This is a genomic window from Erwinia sp. STN24 (assembly GCF_041320675.1).
Classification (GTDB): Bacteria; Pseudomonadota; Gammaproteobacteria; order Enterobacterales; family Enterobacteriaceae; genus Erwinia; species Erwinia aeris.
Map to the genome: position 1 here is coordinate 407760 of NZ_JBGGPM010000004.1, position 21495 is coordinate 429254.

A 21495-nucleotide genomic window follows, 5' to 3' on the forward strand; every position below is an offset into this window, starting at 1 on the left:
TGGCTGTCGATCAGCCAGAAAACGGCGCACAGCTCAAAGCGATGCCGACAAACAGGATCAGCCCCACATAGTTGTTATTCAGAAAGCCACGAAAGCAGGCATCACGTTCGCGAGCGCTAATCAGCTTTTGCTGATAAATAAACAGCGCCGCCGCCGCCAGCAGCGAGCAGTAAAAAGGCGCCCCCAGCTGCGTCAGCCAGCCGATGGCGGCCATCAGCCCCAGCGTGGCCAGCTGCAACAGGCCGATAATCAGCTTATCAAAACGGCCAAACAGGATGGCGGTGGATTTGACGCCGATTTTTAAATCGTCATCCCTGTCCACCATCGCATACTGCGTGTCGTAAGCGACCGTCCAACAAATATTGGCGAAAAACAGCAGCCAACAGGCCAGCGGCACCGTTTCGCTGACCGCCGCCCAGCCCATCGGAATGGCCCAGCCAAACGCCGCGCCCAGCACCACCTGCGGCAGATGGGTGTAGCGCTTCATAAACGGATAGATCCACGCCAGCGCCAGGCCGCCAAAAGAGAGCAGGATGGTCATCAGATTCATGGTCAGCACCAGGCAAAACGACACCAGCACCAGACCGCCAAACAAAAATTTCGCCTCCGTCGAGGTGACTGCGCCGCTCGGTAGCGGCCGCGATTGCGTGCGTTTGACGTGTCCGTCTATCTTGCGATCGGCAAAGTCGTTAACCACGCAGCCCGCCGCGCGCATAAAAAAGACGCCCAGCGTAAACACCACCAGCACGTTGAGCGGCGGCACGCGCAGCCCGGCCAGCCATAGCGCCCAGAAAGTCGGCCACAGCAGCAGCAGCGAGCCGATTGGCTTATCAATCCGCATCAGGCGACTGTAGGCCTGAAGCTTACTGACAGGTAAAGATTTTTCCATCTACTTCTTCCTTTCGGCCTGAACGGCGTGATAAAGCGGCGCAGGCGGTAAAAACAGTTCGGTCAGCAGCAGCGGCTTGCCGGAAAGGCGCAGCAGCGAGCGGCGACCCCACAGGTCGTGGCTGCGTCCCGGTTCGATAAAATCGCGGCTGAGCGTCGACGAGGCGAAAAGATAGCGCCCCAGCGGCTGGCTGCCAAGCTGTTGCAGCTTCTGCTCCGGCCCTTGTAGCGTGGATTCCGGCAGGATGGTGCGGGCCGCCAGCCAGGCTTCGCCATCGCCGCACAGCAGGATTTCCCGCAGCCAGTAGCGCGGCTCTTCAGGCAGCAGCAGCGCATCCGCGCCGGCCTCTTCCGCCCCGATAAAGCCCTCGCGCAGGATCTCAACGGTAACTTTTTCGCAGTGGCGTTCAAAGCGGCGGGTCATGGAATCTTCTTCCATCAGCCAGTCAAGCAGCGACGGCGTCAGCTGGGGCGAAGAGAGTGGAAGCCATTCGATAGCGTGCAGCTGCGTCAGCGCGCGGTTGGTCATTGCGCTTCTCCGGACAGTAAAATGGGGCTAGCGTAGCACAAGGCAAAAGGCGTTAAACAGAATTTTAACAGGATAGCGAAGCGGAAAGCCGCCCCGGTAGGACGGCCTCCTGGCTTACTTGCCTGCTGCGTTAACGATCACCGTGATGGAATTATGGGACAGCTCCCACTTCCCTTCTCCGGATGACCACAGCGCACCAGAAACAACGAGCACGATACAAAGATACCGTTTCATTGTGCGGCCCTGCTAAAGGCCGCTTCGCAATGCCACCACCGGAGATGTAACTGCGAATGCAAGCACTTGGGAGTACTTGCGTTTACGGCCGTTGGAAATCCTTTTCCCAATCCGGTGCCCGCTTGCTTAAGACGGCGAAAAGGCCCGCCCGCATTGTACGCTAAACAAGCAGTTTGTACACTTGACAGACATTCTTCAAAAGGACATTCTATGAGCACTTGGGAGTGCTTGCGTTAAATCAGCAATCAACCTGCTGGCAAGGCCGCTTACCTGGCCAGCGCAAAAAAACCGCCGTTAAAGGCGGTTTTTTTGTTTCTGCCCTTGGGCGAAAAGCTGCCGCTTCGTCAGCCCACAAAGCGTCTTCCTGCCTATTCGCGTTTCAGGCGGTTGCTGTTCGCCAGCCACAGCGTCACCACCAGGATCAGGATCGCGACAGAATAGGCCAGCGTGTCGAGCGGATTCTTATGATCGACGATGATCAGGCGGATAATAGCCGTGATGCCGATATACACAAAGTAGCGCAGCGGGAAGTGGTAGCCGGACTGGAAGTACTTCACAATCAGCGCAATAAATTCAAAGTACAGAAAGTAGATCACAATCCCTTCGATCAGCAGATACGAAGAGGTCTGCTCGCCGGTATTCAGCAGCACGTTGGCCAGATGAAACGTCTCTTTTCCTAAAAAAACGGCCAGAATACCGGCCAGTGAAATCAGGCCTACGTTCAGCACCATCTGTAAAAACCAGGCAATACGCGTGGCGTTAATCATTATCATCCTCTGCAAATACGATTTCCCGTCAGATCATCCTGACCGCCACAATATGCTTTAGTGTGAGCTGCTTCACAAGTTTTCCGCAGGCCAGCCGCCCGCAACAGGCATAAAAAAAGGGGCGAAAATTCGCCCCTTGCTGTGCACCCTAGTGGAAGTCTTTGTCCCGATCGGTGGTCATATCGTAAAGCTGATACTTGCGGCCCAGCATCTGACCGCCGTCGCGCGTCAGCGGCGTCCAGTTGACCTGCGCGCGTCCACGCGTCGGCGAAGCGGTAAACAGATCCATCGGAATAGAAATGTAGAAGCCTTTGGTGAAGTCGCCTTCGCCATACTCCTCCGCCGAAACGTTGGTTTTGGTGGCGTAAGCGCCGACGATCACGCCACTGTCGAACTGACGGGAAACGTCCAGCGTCGCCCCTTTGTCCTCGGCCAGATACTGACCCACGCTCGCCTTCACCAGCACCTGATGGTTAAAGAAGGAGGGACGCCAGTAGGCGGTCAGATTACCGACTTTCGCATTGTAGTCGGTGAACTGCATCATGTTGTCCCAGTCGCGCTGCTTGACGTAGTTAGCGTCAACGCCGAACGCCCAGTCGGAATCAAGCGGACGATAAAGGAGTTCGCCGCCCACGCCGCCATACATCGTTTCCAGATAGCCGCCGTAAACCTGCCCGTAAAAGCCGTTGCCCAGGGAGTGCATATAGTTGGCTTGCAGGTTATTTACGTAGACGTTGTTGTCAACATAGTCGCGGATATGGGTACGGACACGCGGCAGCGAGGAATCGGCCGGCGCGCCGTTATAGGTGAACTTATCGTAATTGTTCGCCAGGTTGCCGAAGACGCTGCCGTCCACCAGCAAATGATCGGTCAGCCAGTAGTTGGCGCTGGCCATCACGCCGACCTGGTACAGATAGAAGCTTTCCGGCCCGCCGACGGACTGGTTCAGCACCGGTGACAGGCTGGCGTTAAAGCGATCCGCGTCGATGTAATAGCCCTGCTCGGTATGGCCAGGATCGGACGGGTTAACCCGCTTCTGATCCAGCATTTTTTCTTTGCCGAGCGGATAGCCTTCCAGCTGCTGACGCAGGCTGTCGGTGCTGGTTTCCGTAGTGACCTGCGGCATATTGTTGCGCGTTTCGGTCACGTTCAGTTTTTCGATGTTCTGCGGCAGCGCATTCATCATGATCACATTGGCGCGATCGATCCCTTCCTGGGTATTGCGATATTTTACCTGCTGACCGGAAACATAAAGCGTGTCGCCCTTCACCTGAATTCTTGGCCCCACCAGGCCCGCATTATATTTCAGGTCGGTCAGCTGGTTCGCCACCACCGTCGGCTCGAGGAATTCGCCCTGCGGCTGTGGATTATAAGCTGGCTTAGGCGCATCCACCGAGGCGGTATGCAGATCGTTGAAGTTGGTGCGCAGCGTAAAGCCCGCCATCAGCGTGTTGCCACGCTCGTAGCTGACGTTAACGTCGGCCCAGTCGGTGATGCGATAAATAGCCCCAACGTTGACTTTACTTTTCTGCTCCAGGCGACCGGCAAAATCATCCTGATAGTCGTTGCCTTCGTATTCCACCTTCAGACGCAGCGGCTGCCATGGCGTCTGGTATTCAATGCCGCCGAAAATAGCCGCCGGGCCTTTAAACAGATCTTTGTCGCTGACCGAACCGGCGGTGCCGTTGGTGTTGGAGCGGTAGCAGTAGCTGCTGTCCGCCTCGCAGAACGGGTTTTTGACCGTGCCGCTGTTGCCGAGATAGCCGAAGCCCAGCCCGACGGTGAAGTCAAACGGCCCCCAGGCTTTGCTGGCAACCATATATTCGCTGTCGAACAGTCCTGTACCGCCCAGGTCGCGCGCGCCGACGGAGACTTCCGGCAACCAGTAGCCTTCCTGCCACAGTCGCGCTTTAAGATCGAACGCCTTGTCTTTATAGGACTGGCTGCCGCTGAAGCTTTCCACGGCGCTGTAGCGACGGGTTTTCACGTCGGTATAGCGGATGGTGGCTTCCAGCCACGGGAAAAGCTGCACCGAGGAGGAATAGAAGCGGTACTGATCGTTATAGCGGTAGTTCAGGCTGAATTCGCCATCTTTCGCCATACGCGCCGTTGGCACCTGCAGCAGGCCCACGCCGCCAAAGTCGGACTGCGATGGCCCGACAGGATCCGCAGCCTGAGCCTGGCAAGCGCAGGCCACGGACATCGCCAGCAGGCTGAGAAGGTAAGTTTTTTTCATCAGTCAGGGATCCGGTGCGTCAAAACAGAAATAATTTGCTGGTTAAGATCCGGGCCGTCAGGCAGCGACCAGGCAGAAAAGCCAACGTAAATAATGCTGCCCGCGTCGGGTTCAATATCGCGGCGATTCCAGTAGGCGACCGGCACCTGCTCGGTTTTGCCGGTAGGCGCGATCAGCGTGACGAAATTGCGCTCGCCGCCGTCCAGACGCTCGTGGTCAGCCAGATAGTCAACCACGCTGCGGCCCGCCACCCAGGTTGTTTTGCCGCTGTTATTCGCCAGACCGGCGATCGTCAGGCTGCCGGGTTTTTGCAGCGTATAGACGCTGTATTCACCCTCCAGCCGACGGTTCTCTTCAGGGCGCAGGCGCACCCAGTCCGGATCGAGGTTCACAATCTGACGACCCGTGACCTTAATGGCGGCAATCTGCTGGTAAAGGTTATCGACAACCGCGGCTTTTTCGCCGTCGTCGTCGGCACGTAATTCCGCGCTCCAGCTTTTCAGACGCGCCAGCAGCTGCTGCTGTTGCTGTACCGCCGCTGCCGTCGCCAGCTTTTCGCTGATAACCGTGCCTGGCCACCAGGTACCTGCCAGCGCGGGGCTTGCCGTCAGCTGCGCCAGGTTCTGTGCATGGCTGACCAGCGCAGTTTCGCTGCGATCCGGCGAGAAGACGGTGACTTCGCTGTCGGCGCACACGTTCAGCGACACGCAGGCGGCGAGGCCTGCGAGGAGATAAGTAATATTTTTCATGATTTTGCAGGCTTCAGGATGGTGGTTTCAACGGAGACGTCGTCGCCGCCCAGCGTCTGCCGCGACTGGCGAACCTGGCCGGTAGTCGTGTCGATCCAGAAAATATTGCGCCAGGTTTTACCGTCGGCCGTGACCTCTTCCTGCCAGACGCGGCAGGCGACGCGGTGCCCTGTCAGGTCAAGTACCTCATCCTGCAAACGCGTAAAGCGCGATACCGCCGTCGCGGCGTGGAAGCGGCCCGCTGCCGACCAGGTCAGCTGGCGTGTCCAGCCTGCGCCATCGGTCAGATGCAGCGGATCGGCCAGCGGATCCTGAGCAAGGTTGCTCACCTCATGCAGGTTGTCCGCCAGGCCTAACGTTTTCACCACGCGGCCATGCTGCGTGACGATCATGGTGCGATCGCGCGTGATCCATTTTTGCTGGCCGTTTTCGTCAAAGCCCAGCACCACAAAAATACGCTGGCCGTTGTTAACGCGCAGATACATGCTGGCATAGGGCAGGCCTTCGACCTGCTCTGCCGTTACCTCGACGTCGTCCGGCCCGAGCAGAGCGAGTTTTACCGTCTCCCCCAGGCTTTTTTGTGTTTGTGTGCAGCCCTGGGCAAGCAGGCATAAAAGCAGCAGTGGTAGGTAGCGCACTGGTGTAAGTTCCTGAATGAAGTCTGAAAATATCAAAAAATAACCACACAAGCGTGTGGTTATGATTAATTTACTGCACTTAACGAGTGGTGCTGGTGGTGGTAGTAGTCGTGGTTCCGGTGTTGGAACCGTTACCGCCGCTGCTTGCTGCCAGCGCCACGCCAACCAGCGCGCCAAGCGCGCCCACACCCACTGCCGTGGTCGTCCCGGCGGAAAGGGTTCCCGCCGAGGCGCCCGCTGCGGCACCGGCCTCTTCAGGCGCGGCAAACGCGGCGGAAGCAGTCGCTAAGTACGCTACGGCTGCAGCAGCACATAAGACTTTTTTCATACAAAATCCTTCATAGAATGAATGGATAACTCGCCTGAAAGATTTCAGACCGGCTCATTATAAGGCAATAAATTACCAGAATTCAGGACGGTTAAACGCGCTGGCTGCTGCCGCTTCGCTGTGTGAAACAGAAACATTTTTGGAGGGATAAGGCAACAATTGGTCAATAAACTCGTTATATCGCTATTTATCGCTGCCATAACGCGACAAGTTAGCGCCATTCACTACCGATTGTGATTAAAACGGCCGTTTTATGGGCAGAAAATGCGGCAGCGCGCTTTTTCTGTTAAAAGTGCATTTTTTCAGTGAGTTAAATGTATTTACTCAGCGTTTTAAGCGGATCGAACGAGAATACGTTTCGGACTATTCCTGCCATAAATTGACTTAGCGGCCTGAAATTTAAGAATTTCCTTAGCCAGGCAGCAGGTCATTCAGCAATTATTGGAAGAGGAATTAACCTTAAACTCTGTTACAGCGCCGCATTCGTCAGGGCCAGCGGGAAACCGCGTCGCTGTCAAACAGGACCACCAGTAGGTAAAGATGGATCTGATAAACGCATTATGCAGCTAAAAAAGGCCGGCGCGATGGCCGACCTTCAGACTTTGCGCTGCGCCAGCAGAGAGCCGGACGCGTGTCAGCTGTTTCAGCCGCGCCAGTTTTTGTAGCGGTTGATCAGGCCGTTGGTGGAGCTGTCATGGCTTGCCACCTGCTCGCCGCCGGAAAGCTCAGGCAGGATGCGGTTAGCCAGCTGTTTACCCAGCTCCACGCCCCACTGATCGAAGGTGAAGATGTTCAGGATAGCGCCCTGGGTAAAGATTTTGTGCTCGTACAGCGCAATCAATGCGCCAAGGCTGAACGGGTTGATTTCACGCAGCAGAATGGAGTTGGTCGGACGGTTCCCTTCAAACACTTTGAACGGCACGATATGCCCGACGGACTGGGCATCTTTGCCCGCATCAGCGAACTCTTTCTCTACCGTTTCGCGAGATTTGCCGAACGCCAGCGCTTCGGTCTGTGCGAAGAAGTTAGAGAGCAGCTTGGCGTGATGATCGCCCAGCTGGTTGTGGCTGACGGCCGGCGCGATAAAGTCGCACGGCACCAGCTTGGTGCCCTGGTGGATCAGCTGATAGAAGGCGTGCTGACCGTTGGTGCCAGGCTCGCCCCAGATGATCGGGCCGGTTTCATAGCTGACAGGGTTGCCGTTGCGATCGACATATTTGCCGTTCGACTCCATATTGCCCTGCTGGAAGTAGGCGGCAAAACGATGCATGTACTGGTCGTAAGGCAGGATAGCTTCGGTTTCGGCACCGAAGAAGTTGTTATACCAGATGCCGATCAGCGCCAGGATCACCGGCAGGTTTTGCTCCGCAGGCGTGTTGGCGAAGTGGTTGTCCATCGCGTGGGCGCCGCTCAGCAGCTGCTCGAAGTTATCGAAGCCAATGGACAGCACGATAGAGAGGCCAATCGCCGACCAGAGCGAATAGCGGCCGCCGACCCAGTCCCAGAACTCAAACATATTGGCGGTGTCGATGCCGAACTCGCCCACGGCTTTGGCATTGGTAGAGAGCGCGGCGAAGTGTTTCGCTACGTGCTGCTCGTCGCCCGCCGCCTTCAGGAACCAGTCACGCGCGCTGTGGGCGTTGGTCATGGTTTCCTGGGTGGTGAAGGTTTTTGACGCGACCAGGAACAGTGTGGTTTCCGGGCTGAGATCTTTTACCGTTTCCGCAATATGCGTGCCGTCTACGTTAGAGACGAAATGCATATTCAGATGGTTTTTATACGGACGCAGCGCCTCGGTAACCATAAACGGCCCCAGATCGGAACCGCCGATACCGATGTTGACCACGTCGGTGATAGCTTTACCGGTGTAGCCCTTCCACTCACCGCTGATGATGCGATCGGAGAACGACTTCATCTTCTCCAGCACCGCATTGACTTCCGGCATCACATCCTTGCCATCGACCATAATCGGCTTGTTGCTGCGGTTGCGCAGGGCAACGTGCAGCACGGCGCGATCTTCAGTGCGGTTAATTTTTTCCCCGGAGAACATGGATTTGATAGCATCCTGCAGCTCGGTTTCTTTCGCCAGAGCCTGCAGCTTGTCGAGCGTTTCGCTGGTGATGCGGTTTTTAGAGAAGTCCACCAGCATTTGATCGTCGAAGGTGGCGGAAAATTTGCTGAACCGATCGGCATCTTTCGCGAACAGGTCGGCAATCTCTACGTCTTTCATCTCTGCAAAATGCTGCTGCAGCGCTTGCCAGGCAGCGGTTTGTGTCGGATTGATATTTTTCATAGCAACACACTCTTTTTATTTAAGAACCGTAAAACAGACCGGGCGCCATGTTACCTGTTACGCGTTTTTCGCACGCCTTTCCCTGCAACAGGTGACGGCTATCAGAGGAGAAGTTTTCCTCTCTTTTGCCCGGGGCTATTTATAATTCAGGCGGCGGGGTGAAACCCGATGCGTTTCAGTATGACTATTCTTGCCCTTTAAAGGAAAAATTTTATGGAGCTTTCTGCGCCACTCCTGTTGGTTATCATTGGATTAAGCTCGCTCGTGGCCCAGTGGCTGGCCTGGTTGCTGCGTTTACCGGCCATTTTACCGCTGCTTGTTTTCGGCATTCTCCTGGGGCCGGTCGGTCATGTTTTGCAGCCGGATGCGCTGTTTGGCGCTCTGCTGTTCCCGCTGGTTTCTCTCTCGGTAGCGATCATTCTGTTTGAAGGCGCGTTGACGCTGCGTTTCGACGAGATCCGTGGATTGGGCAAGGTGGTGCGCAATCTGGTCACAATCGGCATGTTTATCACTTTTCTGGCTATCGGCCTCACCTGCTGGCTGCTGCTCGACTTCCCGCCCGAGCTGGCGGCGCTGGTCGGCGCCGTCACGGTCGTCACCGGCCCGACGGTTATCGCTCCGCTGATGCGCGTGGTGCGTCCGAATAAGGCAATTAATCAGATCCTGCGCTGGGAAGGCATTGTGATCGATCCGGTCGGCGCTATTTTCACGCTGCTGGTGTTTGAATTCATTGTGCTACAGCAAAAAGCGGAGTCGCTGACCCATCTCTTCTGGACGTTCGGCCTGACCGTGGTGGTCGGCACCGTCGGCGGCGCGCTGTTCGGCTGGCTGATGGGCGTCGCGCTGAAGCGCGTCTGGCTGCCGGGCTATCTGCAAAACTTTGCGGTGCTGGCCGTTACGCTGACCGCTTTCGGCGCGTCGAACGCTATTGCCGACGAGTCGGGCCTGCTGACCGTCACCGTGATGGGGATCTGGCTGGCCAACATGCGCGATGTGGATTTGAGCGAGATTATCGCCTTTAAAGAGGAGCTGTCGGCGCTGCTGATCTCCGCGCTGTTTATTATTCTGGCCGCCAGGTTGGATCTCGGCGCGCTGCTGGCGATGGGCTGGCCGCTGCTTGGCCTGCTGCTGGTGGTGCAGTTTATCGCTCGTCCGCTCTGTATCGCGCTCTCCACGTGGGGTTCCTCGCTCTCCTGGCGCGACAAGCTGCTGCTGAGCTGGATTTCGCCACGCGGCATCGTGGCGGCGGCAGTCAGCTCGCTGTTTGCGCTGACGCTGGAAAAAACCGGCTATGAAGGCGCCAGCCGGCTGGTGACCGTGGTGTTTGCGGTGATTATCGGCACCGTGGTGCTGCAAAGCCTGACCAGCTCGTTCCTCGCCCGTGCGCTGCGCGTGCAGCAACGGGAGCCGCGCGGTATCCTGATTATCGGCGCGAACAGCGTCGCCCGCGCGCTGGCTGCCGCGCTGCAAAAGCTGGATCTGCCCGTGCTGGTGACGGACAGCAGCTGGGAATATTATCGGCTGGCCCGTATGGAAGGCATTCCCGCTTACTACGGCAACGCCTGGTCGGATCATGCCGAAAACTTCCTCGACCTTAGCGAAACGGCCCAGGTGCTTGCCCTGTCGCCCAATCGCCATCAAAATGCGCTGGCCGTTTACCATTTCAGCCATATTTTTGGTAACAACAACGTGGCGGCTATTCGTTCGGGCGCCGCGCTGAAAGGCCGCCGCGACAGTGAAAGCCCGCGCTTTCGCCGTCATGAAGTGCTGTTCAGCCAGGAGCATACCTATGCCCGCCTCAGCAGCCTGCTGGCGAAAGGCGGCGTAATCAAAGCGACGGGCCTGAATGAAAATTTCGGCTGGGAAGAGTATCTGGAAAAGAATCAGAACGCGCTGTTGCTCTTTGTGCAGGACGAACAGGGCAAGCTGAAAATAGGCGACGGCCAGCCGCCTGTACTGCCCTGTACGGTGATCGCTCTGGTACAAAATGAATCATCGGCCAGTTCCGGGGATTGACAGCAAGGCAATAACCCGGTATTTCTGGGCGGCTAGCTGCGCATCTGATGCGCAGGCCAGAAGAGGCGCGTCGCCCAGGCAGTGTGTTGGAGGAACCGAATCCGTAGAAAACACATCAGGGGGAGCGACGCCGAGGTACAAACCATGCGGTATGGGGCGTATCGGCTACAGGGGCTGAATCCTCTGGGTTGTCACCACGATCGTCCGCCGGGCGGACGATTTGCAAGGTGGAGCGCTTCTGGGTGACTCGTAGTAATCCCTTTTCTACGTCTGCCCCGTTTCTGCTCTTCCCTTGTGCCAAGGCTGATAGATTTTAACCTGACACGAGGTATGTCAAGACATGTCCCAATCATTGATCGTGGCGAAGTTCGGCGGCACCAGCGTTGCCGATTACGCCGCCATGAACCGCAGCGCCGACGTGGTGCTGGCCGATCCGAATGTGCGCGTGGTGGTGCTTTCCGCCTCTGCGGGCGTCACCAACCTGTTGGTTTCCCTGGCGGAAGGCCTGGAGCAGGAGCAGCGTGCTTATCAACTGGATGAGATCCGCCGCATCCAGTACGCCATTGTTGACCAGCTGCCGCATTCTGAAGTGATTCGCGACGAAATCGATCGCGTGCTGGAAAACATCACCATGCTTTCCGAAGCCGCCGCGCTGGCTACCTCAACCGCGCTGACCGATGAGCTGGTCAGCCACGGCGAACTGATGTCCAGCCTGCTGTTTGTAGAGATCCTGCGCCAGCGCGAAGTGGCCTCCGAGTGGTTCGACGTGCGTAAAGTGATGCGCACCAACGACCGCTTTGGTCGCGCAGAGCCGGATGTCGCGCTGCTGGCGGAACTGACGCAGGCACAGCTGGCGCCGCGGCTGGGCGAAGCGCTGATCGTGACCCAGGGCTTTATCGGCAGCGAGCCGAAAGGCCGCACCACCACGCTGGGTCGCGGCGGCAGCGACTATACCGCCGCGCTGCTGGGCGAAGCGCTGCACGCAAGCCGTATCGACATCTGGACCGATGTACCGGGCATCTATACCACCGATCCGCGCGTGGTGCCGACGGCGAAACGCATTGATGAAATCACCTTTGGCGAAGCGGCGGAGATGGCGACGTTTGGTGCCAAGGTGCTGCATCCGGCCACGCTGTTGCCTGCCGTACGCAGCGATATTCCGGTGTTCGTCGGCTCCAGTAAGGATCCGGCCGCTGGCGGCACGCGCGTCTGCAACGAAACGCAGGATCCGCCGCTGTTCCGCGCGCTGGCCCTGCGCCGCAAACAGACGCTGCTGACGCTGCACAGCCTGAATATGCTGCACGCGCGCGGCTTTCTGGTTGAGGTTTTCACCATCCTCGCGCGCCATAATATCTCGGTCGATCTGATTACCACTTCGGAGGTAAGCGTTGCGCTGACGCTGGATACCACTGGCTCCACCTCCAACAGCGATGGCCTGCTGACTCAGGCGCTGCTGACCGAGCTCTCTTCGCTGTGCCGCGTAGAGGTAGAAGAGAATCTGGCGCTGGTGGCGCTGATCGGCAATCAGCTTTCCAAAGCCTGCGGCGTCGGCAAAGAGGTCTTCGGCGTGCTGGAGCCGTTTAACCTGCGCCTGATCTGCTATGGCGCAAGCAGCTATAACCTCTGCTTCCTGGTGCCGGGCAACGACGCCGAACAGGTGGTGCAGGCGCTGCATAAAAATCTGTTTGAGTAAGCGTGGAAGCCGGGCGGAAGCCCGGCTTCCAGATTGCTGACAAGCCTGCGGCGCCCTGCCGTTTTCGCAGCAGCAATGCCGCCTTTATCAGCCCAATGGTGGCCTGATAGCCTGAAGGCTTATTAGCAGCCTTGCCCGCTTTTTTACTTTTCTTGTTTTTCCCTTTCATCGCTTTACTCAGCGAGCGCTTATCTTTTGATCTGGCTCAAGCCAGTCGCTAATAAAGCCGCAGATCCGTCCGCAGACAGCATATTCTCCGTTCCGTTGATTTTCCGGTTGGACAAGCCAGGGATAATCGTGGCGTTAAATCAAATAATGGAGCAAAACATGCGTAGGTTAGTCGCTGAATCGCTGGGAACCTTTGTGCTGGTTCTCGGCGGCTGTGGTAGCGCGGTATTAGCCGCGGCTTTTCCCGAGCTGGGAATTGGTTTTGTCGGCGTATCGCTGGCGTTTGGCCTGACCGTCCTGACGATGGCTTATGCCGTAGGGCATATTTCGGGCGGTCATTTTAATCCGGCGGTAACGCTGGGCCTGTGGGCCGGCGGCCGTTTTCCCGCGTCGCAAATCCTTCCCTATGTGCTGGCGCAGGTTGTGGGCGGCGCGCTGGCGGCAGGCACGCTTTATCTGATCGCCAGCGGCAAAGCCTCTTTTGACGCGGCAGCCAGCGGTTTTGCCGCCAACGGCTACGGCGAGCATTCGCCCGGCGGTTTCTCTCTGCTGTCCGGCATGATTGCGGAAGCCGTGCTGACCGCTATTTTCCTGATCGTTATCCACGGCGCGACCGACAAACGCGCGCCGAAGGGCTTTGCGCCCATTGCTATCGGTCTGGCGCTGACCCTGATCCATTTGATCAGCATTCCGGTGACCAATACCTCGGTTAACCCGGCACGCAGTACCGCCGTGGCTATCTTCCAGGGCGGCTGGGCGCTGGATCAGCTATGGATGTTCTGGGCGATGCCGCTCGTCGGCGCGCTGGTTGGCGGCCTGATTTACCGCGTTCTGCTGGAGGAAAAAGCGTAACGCCTGCCTGGCGGGCCGCTGCTGGCCCGCCCTTTTCCTGCGTCTTTCCCGCCGCTGTCCGCTCGTCCTTCCTTTCCCATCGGCTAATGCTATGATTCGACGACCGCTTTTCCCCCGTTCCGGGAAAACGGCATTCTGTAATCACAACATAAAAAGGAAGTCTGGCTATGCTCGCCACCGTTACCCGACTGTTCCCGTTATGGGCAGTCCTGCTTTCCCTTGCTGCCTGGTACACGCCAACTCCCTTTCTGGGTATTGGCCCCTGGGTCACTTATTTGCTGATGCTGATTATGTTTGGTATGGGCGTCACGCTGAATATCAACGATTTCAAACGCGTGCTGACCCGACCGGCACCGGTGATCGCCGGCACGTTTTTGCACTATCTGGTGATGCCGCTCGCCGCCTGGGCGCTGGCAAAACTGTTTAAGATGCCGCCGGATCTGGCAGCGGGCATGATCCTGGTCGGCAGCGTCGCCAGCGGCACCGCTTCCAACGTGATGATCTATCTGGCTAAGGGCGACGTGGCGCTGTCGGTGACCATCTCGTCCGTCTCCGCACTGGTAGGCGTATTCGCCACGCCGCTGCTGACTAAGCTCTACGTGGACACGCATATTCAGGTGGATGTCGCCGGGATGCTGCTGAGCATCGTTAAAATCGTGGTGGTGCCGATTAGCATCGGGCTGATTGTCCATCACACGCTGCACGGCGTGGTGCGCCGCGTGGAGCCTTATCTGCCCGCTTTTTCCATGGTCTGCATTCTGCTGATTATCAGCGCCGTTGTAGCGGGCAGCCAGGGCTTTATCGGGTCGGTGGGACTGGTGACGATAGCCGCAGTGATCCTGCATAACGCTATCGGCCTGCTGGGCGGCTATTGGGGCGGCAAGCTGTTTGGCTTCGATGAATCCACCTGCCGCACGCTGGCGCTGGAAGTGGGGATGCAAAACTCCGGGCTGGCGGCGACGCTGGGCAAGCTTTACTTCTCACCGCTGGCCGCGCTGCCGGGGGCGCTGTTCTCGGTCTGGCACAATCTTTCCGGCTCGCTGCTGGCGGGCTACTGGTCCAGCAAACCCATCAGCAAAAAATAGCGTTTCTCCCCCGCATTGTTGCGGGGGCTTGCGTTATTCCTCATCCCTGGGATCGTCAGGCTGCTCCAGCACGCTGTAGGCAACCGCGCAAAATAGCGAGTTTAACCTTTTCATATCGCCCAGCAGGCCCAGATGCAGCGAACTGGTTTCTATACTCTGCACGTTTTGCTGATGCAGACGATCGACATGCTTATGCGAATAGCGGCGAGTTGTAATGCGGAAACGGTGCTTGGCGCGCCGCAGCCGCTTAGCGCTGGTTACGTCATGTGATAAAAATACCGACAGGCTCAGACGCAGGTTGGCGTTGAGCTGCTCAAGCAGCGCATCCAGTTCCGCCAGGCCCTCCACCGAAAAAGCACGGCGCGCATTCAGCGATTTATCCACCACGTCGCCGCTCATGCGCTCCAGAATATCGCCCGCCATTTCCAGGTTCAGCGCCATTTCGATGATTTCCGCCCAGCGCCGCGAATCCTCTTCCGGGAGATCTTCTTTCGGCATCTGCGCCAGATAGAGTTTGATCGCGGTATAAAGTATGTCAACGTCGTCGTCCAGCCGCCGGATTTCCCTTTCCTCTCGCAGCTCGCCGTGCATCACTTTACTGAAGCTGGTCAGCATCTGTTCCAGCACGTCACCCATGCGCAGCGTCTCTCTTGAAGCGTTCGCCAGCGCCAGCGCGGGCGTATCCAGCGCGCTGCTGTCCAGATGTTTCGGCTTCAGGCGCAAATCCGTTTCCGGCTCTTCACGAATAATTCGCTGGCACAGATCGGCCATCAAATCGGCGAAAGGCACCATCACCAGACAGCGGATCAGGTTGTAGAAGACGTGGAAAAAGATCACCAGCTCTTCGTCGTTAACCGGCAGCTTTTGCAGCCAGTCCGCCAGCAGATCGATGAAAGGCAGCACTATCAGCGAGCCGATAAATTTGAACAGCAGACTGCCCAGCGCCACCTGTTTCCCTGCGGCATTGGAGCCGCTGTTGTTCAGCATCGCCAGCAGGCCGCTGCCCAGATTCGCGCCGATCACCAGGCACAGCGCCACTTTAAAAGAGATAACGCCGGTCGCGGTGAGCGTGGCGGTGATCAGCACCGCCGCCAGACTCGAATAGCTGATAATGGCAAATACCGCGCCAATCAGCGAGTCCAGCATTACGTCGCCGGTGAGCGAAGAGAAGATTACCTTAACGCCTGCGGCCTGGGTGATTGGCGTCGCCGCCGCGACGATCAGCTGTAGCGCCAGCAGGATCAGCCCCAGCCCGATGCTGGCGCGGCCAAGCTGCCCGGCGCGCGTCTGTTTGCGTCCCAGGAAAAAGACCACGCCAAAGAAAATAAACAGCGGCGACAGCCAGGAAAGATCAAAGGTCAGGATGCGCGCCATGAGCGCCGTCCCCACGTCCGCGCCCAGTATGATCACCAGCGCGGGCGTCAGCGCCACCAGCTCCTGCGCCACAAACGAAGTCACCAGCAGCGTGGTGGCATTGCTGCTCTGCACCAGCGCGGTGACGCCGATGCCGGCCACAAAGGCCATCGGCTTTTTCGCCACGCTGCGGCTGAGCACGCGGCGGAGATCTGCGCCGTAAACTCGCATAATGCCGGTACGAACAATATGCGTTCCCCACACCAGCAGCGCTACGGCAGAAAGTAAATTAAGCAGGGTCAGCACCGATATTAACCTCACGGATTTTCACGAATAAAAGCTTTAGTCCTGATGAGCGACCGTCGCCTTAAGTTTAGTCGCTCTGGCGAAAAAGCTTTTTTATCAGCGTCATATTATTGAGATGGCATCGCGCGACTGGCGCTGGCTGAAGAGCAGGCGGGAGAAAAGCAGGGCAGATCCTGTTATCTGCCCCCGGCATTGGTCAGTCGGCGTCATAACCCAGGTTTGAGGCCAGCCAGCGCTCAACTTCGCTCACCGACATCCCTTTGCGCTGCGCATAATCTTCTACCTGATCGCGTTGCAGTTGAGCGACCGCAAAATATTTGCTTTGCGGATGGCTGAAGTACCAGCCGGAAACCGATGCGCCCGGCCACATGGCAAAAGATTCCGTCAGCCTCATGCCGGTATGGGTTTCAACATCCAGCAGCTGCCAGATGGTCGCCTTCTCGGTGTGTTCCGGACAGGCGGGATAGCCGGGCGCGGGACGAATGCCCTGATAGTTCTCACGGATCAGCTCTTCATTGCTCAGGTTTTCCGTAGGCGCAAAGCCCCAGATGACCTTACGAACTCGCTCATGCAGATATTCCGCGAACGCTTCCGCCAGACGATCTGCCAGCGCTTTCACCATGATTTTGTTGTAATCATCATGAGCGGCGTCATAGGCTTCCGCCAGCGAATCTTCCTCCAGGCCGCCGGTAACGGCGAACGCGCCCAGATAGTCGGCTTTGCGGCTGGCAGCCGGTGCCACAAAATCGGCCAGGCAGTAGTTCGCAAAGTCCGTTTTTTCCGTCTGCTGACGTAAGTGATGGCTTACTTGCAGAACGTCGCGGCGTGCTTCGTCGCGATAAATATGGATATCGTCGCCGACGCGGTTAGCCGGAAAAATGCCTACTACGCCGCGCGGTGTAAGCGCCTGCTTCGCGCTCAGCTCGTCCAGCATCGCGTTCGCATCGTCAAAAAGCCGTTTCGCCTCAACACCCACCACTTCGTCTTCCAGAATGCGGGGATATTTGCCAGCCAGCGACCAGGTCATAAAGAACGGCGTCCAGTCTATATAGTGCCGCAGCGTTTCGATGTTAGCGCTTACTTCGCTTATGCCCAGCCGGTGCGGCACGAGCGGCGTATAATCTTCCCAGTCCAGCGCCAGGGCATTAGCCCTTGCCGTCGCCAGCGAGACCGGCGGCGTGCGCGGCTTTTTACGACCGTGCTGGATGCGCACCGTTTCATACTCTTTACGCGTGCGGGCCACGAAATCGTCACGCTGCGTGGCGGAAAGCAGCGCTGAAACCACGCCAACCGTGCGCGAGGCGTTTTGCACATAGACCGTTGGGCCGCTATAGTTTTGCTCGATTTTAACGGCCGTATGCGCTTTGGACGTGGTTGCGCCGCCGATCAGCAGCGGCAGCGTAAAGCCCTGCCGCTCCATCTCTTTCGCCACGTTGACCATCTCGTCCAGCGACGGCGTAATCAGCCCCGACAGACCGATGATATCGGCATTTTGTTCTCTGGCGGTTTTAAGAATTTTATCGCCGGGCACCATCACGCCCAGATCGATGATTTCGTAGTTGTTGCATTGCAGCACCACGCCGACGATATTTTTACCAATGTCGTGAACATCGCCTTTTACCGTAGCAAGCACGATTTTGCCGTTGGTGCGGCCCTTCTCTTTGCTCGCCTCAATATAAGGCTCCAGATAAGCCACTGCCTGCTTCATTACGCGCGCGGATTTCACTACCTGCGGCAGGAACATTTTGCCTTCGCCAAACAGGTCGCCGACCACGTTCATGCCCGCCATCAGCGGCCCCTCGATTACTTCAATCGGGCGACTCGCCTTCTGGCGCGCGGCCTCGGTATCCTCTTCAATAAATTCGGTAATGCCTTTAACCAGCGAATACTCCAGCCGCTTTTCCACTTCCCAGCTGCGCCATTCTGCCTGCGGCTTGTTTCCGTCGTCCGCCTTGCTGCCACGATATTTTTCCGCCAGCGTCAGCAGCCGCTCGGTGCTGTCTTCACGCCGGTTAAGCACCACGTCTTCTACCGCGTCGCGCAGATCTGGCGCCAGGTCGTCATAGATGGCCAGCTGACCGGCATTGACGATCCCCATATCCATACCGTTGCGAATAGCGTAATAAAGGAAAACCGCGTGGATAGCTTCACGTACCGGATCGTTGCCGCGAAAGGAAAAGGAGACGTTGGAGACGCCGCCTGAAATCATCGCGTGCGGCAGCTCTCGCTTGATATCTTCACAGGCGCCGATGAAATCCATCGCGTAGTTGTTGTGCTCTTCAATGCCGGTAGCGACCGCAAAGATGTTGGGGTCGAAAATGATATCTTCCGGCGGGAAGCCAACCTCTTCCGTCAGGATCTGATAGGCACGACGGCAGATAGCGATTTTGCGTTCGCGGGTATCCGCCTGGCCGATCTCATCAAACGCCATCACAACCATTGCCGCGCCGTAGCGCCGCACCAGACGGGCATGATGAATAAAGGCTTCGATGCCTTCCTTCATCGAAATGGAGTTAACGATGCCTTTGCCCTGAATACACTGCAGGCCTTTTTCAATCACTTCCCATTTGGAGGAGTCGATCATCACCGGCACGCGCGCAATATCCGGCTCACCGGCAATCAGGTTCAGGAAGCGTACCATCGCCGCCTCCGCATCCAGCATCCCCTCGTCCATATTGATATCAACGATCTGCGCGCCGCTTTCCACCTGCTGCAACGCCACTTCCAGCGCCTCGCTGTACTTCTCTTCTTTGATCAGACGCTTGAATTTTGCCGAGCCGGTAACGTTGGTGCGCTCGCCGACGTTGACGAACAGCGTTTCAGCGCTGATGTTCAGTGGTTCAAGACCGGAAAGACGACAGGCCACGGGCAGATCCGGCCGCTGGCGAGGCGTAACGCCCTCTACCGCGGCGGCCATTGCGGCAATATGTGCTGGCGTAGTACCGCAGCAGCCGCCGACGATATTTAAAAAGCCCGATCGCGCCCATTCACCTATCTGCTCCGCCATAATGTCCGCGTCCAGATCGTATTCACCAAAGGCGTTAGGCAGGCCCGCATTGGGGTGCGCGGTCACGTAGCTTTCCGCAATGCGCGACAGCTCCGCCACGTACTGACGCAGCTCGTCCGGCCCCAGCGCGCAGTTCAGGCCGAACGACAGCGGCTGCGCATGACGCAGCGAATTATAAAAAGCTTCGGTAGTCTGTCCCGAAAGCGTACGGCCGGATGCATCGGTAATGGTGCCGGAAATCATCAGAGGCAGCGTAATGCCCTGCTCGTCAAATTCGCTTTTTACCGCGAAAATGGCCGCTTTGGCATTTAACGTATCGAAAATGGTTTCGATCATAATAATATCAACGCCGCCCGCCATCAGTGCCTTTGTTGATTCACGGTAGGCTTCGACCAGCTGATTGAAAGTGATATTACGGAAGGCAGGATCGTTAACGTCCGGCGAAATCGAGCAGGTGCGGTTAGTTGGCCCTAAAACGCCTGCAACATAGCGTGGTTTTTCTGGCGTGCGGGCCGTCCAGGCATCGGCGCACTCACGGGCCAGCTTTGCGGCGGCAAAGTTGATTTCCGCCGACAGCGAGGCCATATGGTAATCCGCCATCGCAACAGGGGTGGCGTTGAACGTGTTGGTTTCCAGAATATCTGCGCCCGCCTGTAGATAGGCGTGGTGAATGTTGCTTATCACATCAGGCCGCGTCAGCACCAGCAGGTCGTTATTACCCTTTAAATCGCTCTGCCAGTCGGCAAACCGCTCGCCGCGAAAATCCTCTTCGCTCAGACGATAGCTCTGGATCATGGTGCCCATGCCGCCATCCAGCACCATGATGCGTTTTGCCAGCTGCTGATGCAGCGCTTCTGTTCTGTTGCCCACTGTTGCCTCTTTCTCACCTGCGGCACGATGCCGGCAATCCATACTGGCACAAGTTTTCATCACGTAGAAGCATCCGACTGGCGGTCTGGCAAAACGCCCTGCGCTACTATTCCAGCGTTGGGTTCATATGACGCAGATCGAACGGCGTGATCTGGTAAACGTAGTAGTTCAGCCAGTTTGAAAACAGCAGGTTGCCGTGGCTGCGCCAGCTGGCTCGAGGCGGCAGTTCCGGGTTGTCCTGTGGGAAGTAATTACAGGGTACCTCCGGATGCAGCCCGGCTTCGTAGTCACGATGGTATTCGCCGGACAGCGTCAGCGCATCGTATTCCGGATGGCCGGTGACGAAAGCCAGACGCTTGTCTTTGCTGGCGAACAGGTAAGCGCCCGTCTCTTCTGATTCGGCAAAAATTTCCAGATCCGTGTAATCGCGCAGCAGGTGCGTCGGGAAATCCGCATAGCGTGAATGCGGCGCCAGAAAAGTATCGTCGAAGCCACGCGTTAACAGAGCGTGCGGATGCAGAATACGATGCTCATAAACGCCCGATAATTTTTTATCACGCGTTTGTTTAGGGATGCCGTACAGGATATTCAAAGCAGCCTGCACCGCCCAGCAAACAAAAAGCGTGGAGGTAACGTGCTCTTTAGCCCAGTGGAGAACGCGCTGGATCTGCGGCCAGTACGCCACATCGTTAAAATCCACCAGGCCCAGCGGTGCCCCGGTAACGATCAGACCATCGTAGTTATTGTCCTGAATATCCTCAAAATTACAGTAAAAGTTGTTCAGGTGCTCCACAGGCGTATTGCGTGACTCGCGGCTGTCGACGCGCAGAAGTTGAATATCTATTTGCAACGGCGAGTTAGAAAGCAGGCGTAAAAACTGGTTCTCCGTCTCGATTTTTTTAGGCATCAGATTCAAAACCAGCACTTTTAACGGGCGGATTTCCTGAGTGCTGGCCCTTGTAGAGGTCATCACAAATACATTTTCATTACGCAGAAAATTCACGGCTGGTAATTCATCGGGTACCCTAATCGGCATCGTTTACTTCCTCGGCTAACCATTTATACGTTTAGACATCCAGACAGCCAAAGATAGCGGGTCAGGCGCTGAAAGTCGAGATGAGATGAAGTAGTTGAAAATGTTTCATCACAGACGCAAAGGTTAAAGAATATACCGGATGACGGAAATACAAGCGTAAAAAGGGAATGCCAGGCAGGAAGTGAGAGGGGAATAAAGCCTGTAGCTCTTGAATCGGTTACTAAAAAGTTTCCCGGCCCACAAACGCAAAAAACCCCGACCGTGAGGTCGGGGCTGTTGCAATTTGATGCCTGGCAGTTCCCTACTCTCGCATGGGGAGGCCCCACACTACCATCGGCGCTACGGCGTTTCACTTCTGAGTTCGGCATGGGGTCAGGTGGGACCACCGCGCTAAAGCCGCCAGGCAAATTCTGTTTCCCCCCGCCGCCCTGAGGCCGCGCGGGTTTA

At 57.1% G+C, this 21495-nt stretch carries 15 protein-coding genes, 1 rRNA gene and 1 riboswitch; of the genes, 4 read left to right on the forward strand and 12 right to left on the reverse strand.

Going from position 1 to position 21495, the window contains the following annotated elements; genetic code table 11:
* Window positions 1-10 precede the first annotated feature (10 nt).
* The 8 genes from ubiA to pgi all read right to left on the reverse strand — a co-directional run bounded on the left by ubiA (window position 11) and on the right by pgi (window position 8662).
* Window positions 11-889 (reverse strand): 4-hydroxybenzoate octaprenyltransferase, encoded by an 879-nt coding sequence (ubiA, locus tag ACA373_RS16550; RefSeq protein WP_370734828.1) that lies wholly within the window; start codon window positions 887-889, stop codon window positions 11-13.
* Entirely contained in the window at window positions 890-1417 is a 528-nt protein-coding gene (gene ubiC / locus ACA373_RS16555) for a chorismate lyase (protein WP_253456214.1), read from the reverse strand.
* Between the two features lie 602 nt (window positions 1418-2019).
* Complete coding sequence (gene psiE, locus ACA373_RS16560) at window positions 2020-2418, reverse strand: phosphate-starvation-inducible protein PsiE (RefSeq protein WP_253456218.1); 399 nt, start codon at window positions 2416-2418, stop codon at window positions 2020-2022.
* Window positions 2419-2566: 148 nt separating this feature from the next.
* The gene (locus tag ACA373_RS16565; RefSeq protein WP_370734829.1) at window positions 2567-4654 is read right to left on the reverse strand and encodes a YjbH domain-containing protein; all 2088 of its coding nucleotides are present in this window, start codon (window positions 4652-4654) and stop codon (window positions 2567-2569) included.
* Window positions 4654-5403 carry a capsule biosynthesis GfcC D2 domain-containing protein gene (locus ACA373_RS16570; protein WP_370734830.1) on the reverse strand — a complete coding sequence of 250 codons (750 nt, stop codon included), beginning with the start codon at window positions 5401-5403 and terminating at the stop codon, window positions 4654-4656. The genes ACA373_RS16565 and ACA373_RS16570 overlap by 1 nt, the downstream gene beginning before the upstream one ends.
* Window positions 5400-6041, reverse strand: coding sequence for a YjbF family lipoprotein (locus tag ACA373_RS16575; protein WP_253456227.1), 642 nt, complete (start codon window positions 6039-6041; stop codon window positions 5400-5402). The genes ACA373_RS16570 and ACA373_RS16575 overlap by 4 nt, the downstream gene beginning before the upstream one ends.
* A gap of 79 nt (window positions 6042-6120) precedes the next feature.
* Complete coding sequence (yjbE, locus tag ACA373_RS16580; RefSeq protein WP_125290158.1) at window positions 6121-6369, reverse strand: exopolysaccharide production protein YjbE; 249 nt, start codon at window positions 6367-6369, stop codon at window positions 6121-6123.
* Between the two features lie 643 nt (window positions 6370-7012).
* Window positions 7013-8662, reverse strand: a complete 1650-nt coding sequence (pgi, locus tag ACA373_RS16585) for a glucose-6-phosphate isomerase (protein ID WP_301252087.1) — start codon at window positions 8660-8662, stop codon at window positions 7013-7015.
* 213 nt (window positions 8663-8875) lie between these two features.
* On the opposite strand from pgi, the gene ACA373_RS16590 reads away from it, so the two are divergent.
* The 4 genes from ACA373_RS16590 (at window position 8876) to panS (ending at window position 14476) form a co-directional block, all read left to right on the forward strand.
* Window positions 8876-10678, forward strand: coding sequence for a cation:proton antiporter (locus tag ACA373_RS16590; protein ID WP_369895060.1), 1803 nt, complete (start codon window positions 8876-8878; stop codon window positions 10676-10678).
* A gap of 52 nt (window positions 10679-10730) precedes the next feature.
* A riboswitch (Lysine riboswitch) is annotated at window positions 10731-10924 on the forward strand.
* A 94-nt stretch (window positions 10925-11018) separates the two neighbouring features.
* The gene (lysC, locus tag ACA373_RS16595; protein WP_253456236.1) at window positions 11019-12371 is read left to right on the forward strand and encodes a lysine-sensitive aspartokinase 3; all 1353 of its coding nucleotides are present in this window, start codon (window positions 11019-11021) and stop codon (window positions 12369-12371) included.
* Between the two features lie 327 nt (window positions 12372-12698).
* A complete protein-coding gene (gene aqpZ, locus ACA373_RS16600) occupies window positions 12699-13391 on the forward strand; it encodes an aquaporin Z (RefSeq protein ID WP_370734831.1) in 693 nt (230 codons plus the stop codon).
* Between the two features lie 167 nt (window positions 13392-13558).
* Window positions 13559-14476 (forward strand): ketopantoate/pantoate/pantothenate transporter PanS, encoded by a 918-nt coding sequence (panS, locus tag ACA373_RS16605; RefSeq protein ID WP_253456247.1) that lies wholly within the window; start codon window positions 13559-13561, stop codon window positions 14474-14476.
* Between the two features lie 33 nt (window positions 14477-14509).
* Here the strand turns inward: panS and ACA373_RS16610 are convergent, their stop codons facing one another.
* From ACA373_RS16610 to rrf, 4 genes are all read right to left on the reverse strand, one after another.
* Window positions 14510-16135: a Na/Pi cotransporter family protein gene (locus tag ACA373_RS16610; protein ID WP_253461156.1), complete on the reverse strand. Its 1626-nt coding sequence runs from the start codon at window positions 16133-16135 to the stop codon at window positions 14510-14512.
* 196 nt (window positions 16136-16331) lie between these two features.
* Window positions 16332-20012: a methionine synthase gene (metH, locus tag ACA373_RS16615; protein ID WP_370734832.1), complete on the reverse strand. Its 3681-nt coding sequence runs from the start codon at window positions 20010-20012 to the stop codon at window positions 16332-16334.
* Between the two features lie 106 nt (window positions 20013-20118).
* Window positions 20119-21048 (reverse strand): homoserine O-succinyltransferase, encoded by a 930-nt coding sequence (gene metA / locus ACA373_RS16620; RefSeq protein ID WP_253456254.1) that lies wholly within the window; start codon window positions 21046-21048, stop codon window positions 20119-20121.
* 288 nt (window positions 21049-21336) lie between these two features.
* Window positions 21337-21452: ribosomal RNA gene (rrf, locus tag ACA373_RS16625) — 5S ribosomal RNA — on the reverse strand.
* Between the last annotated feature and the right edge of the window lie 43 nt (window positions 21453-21495).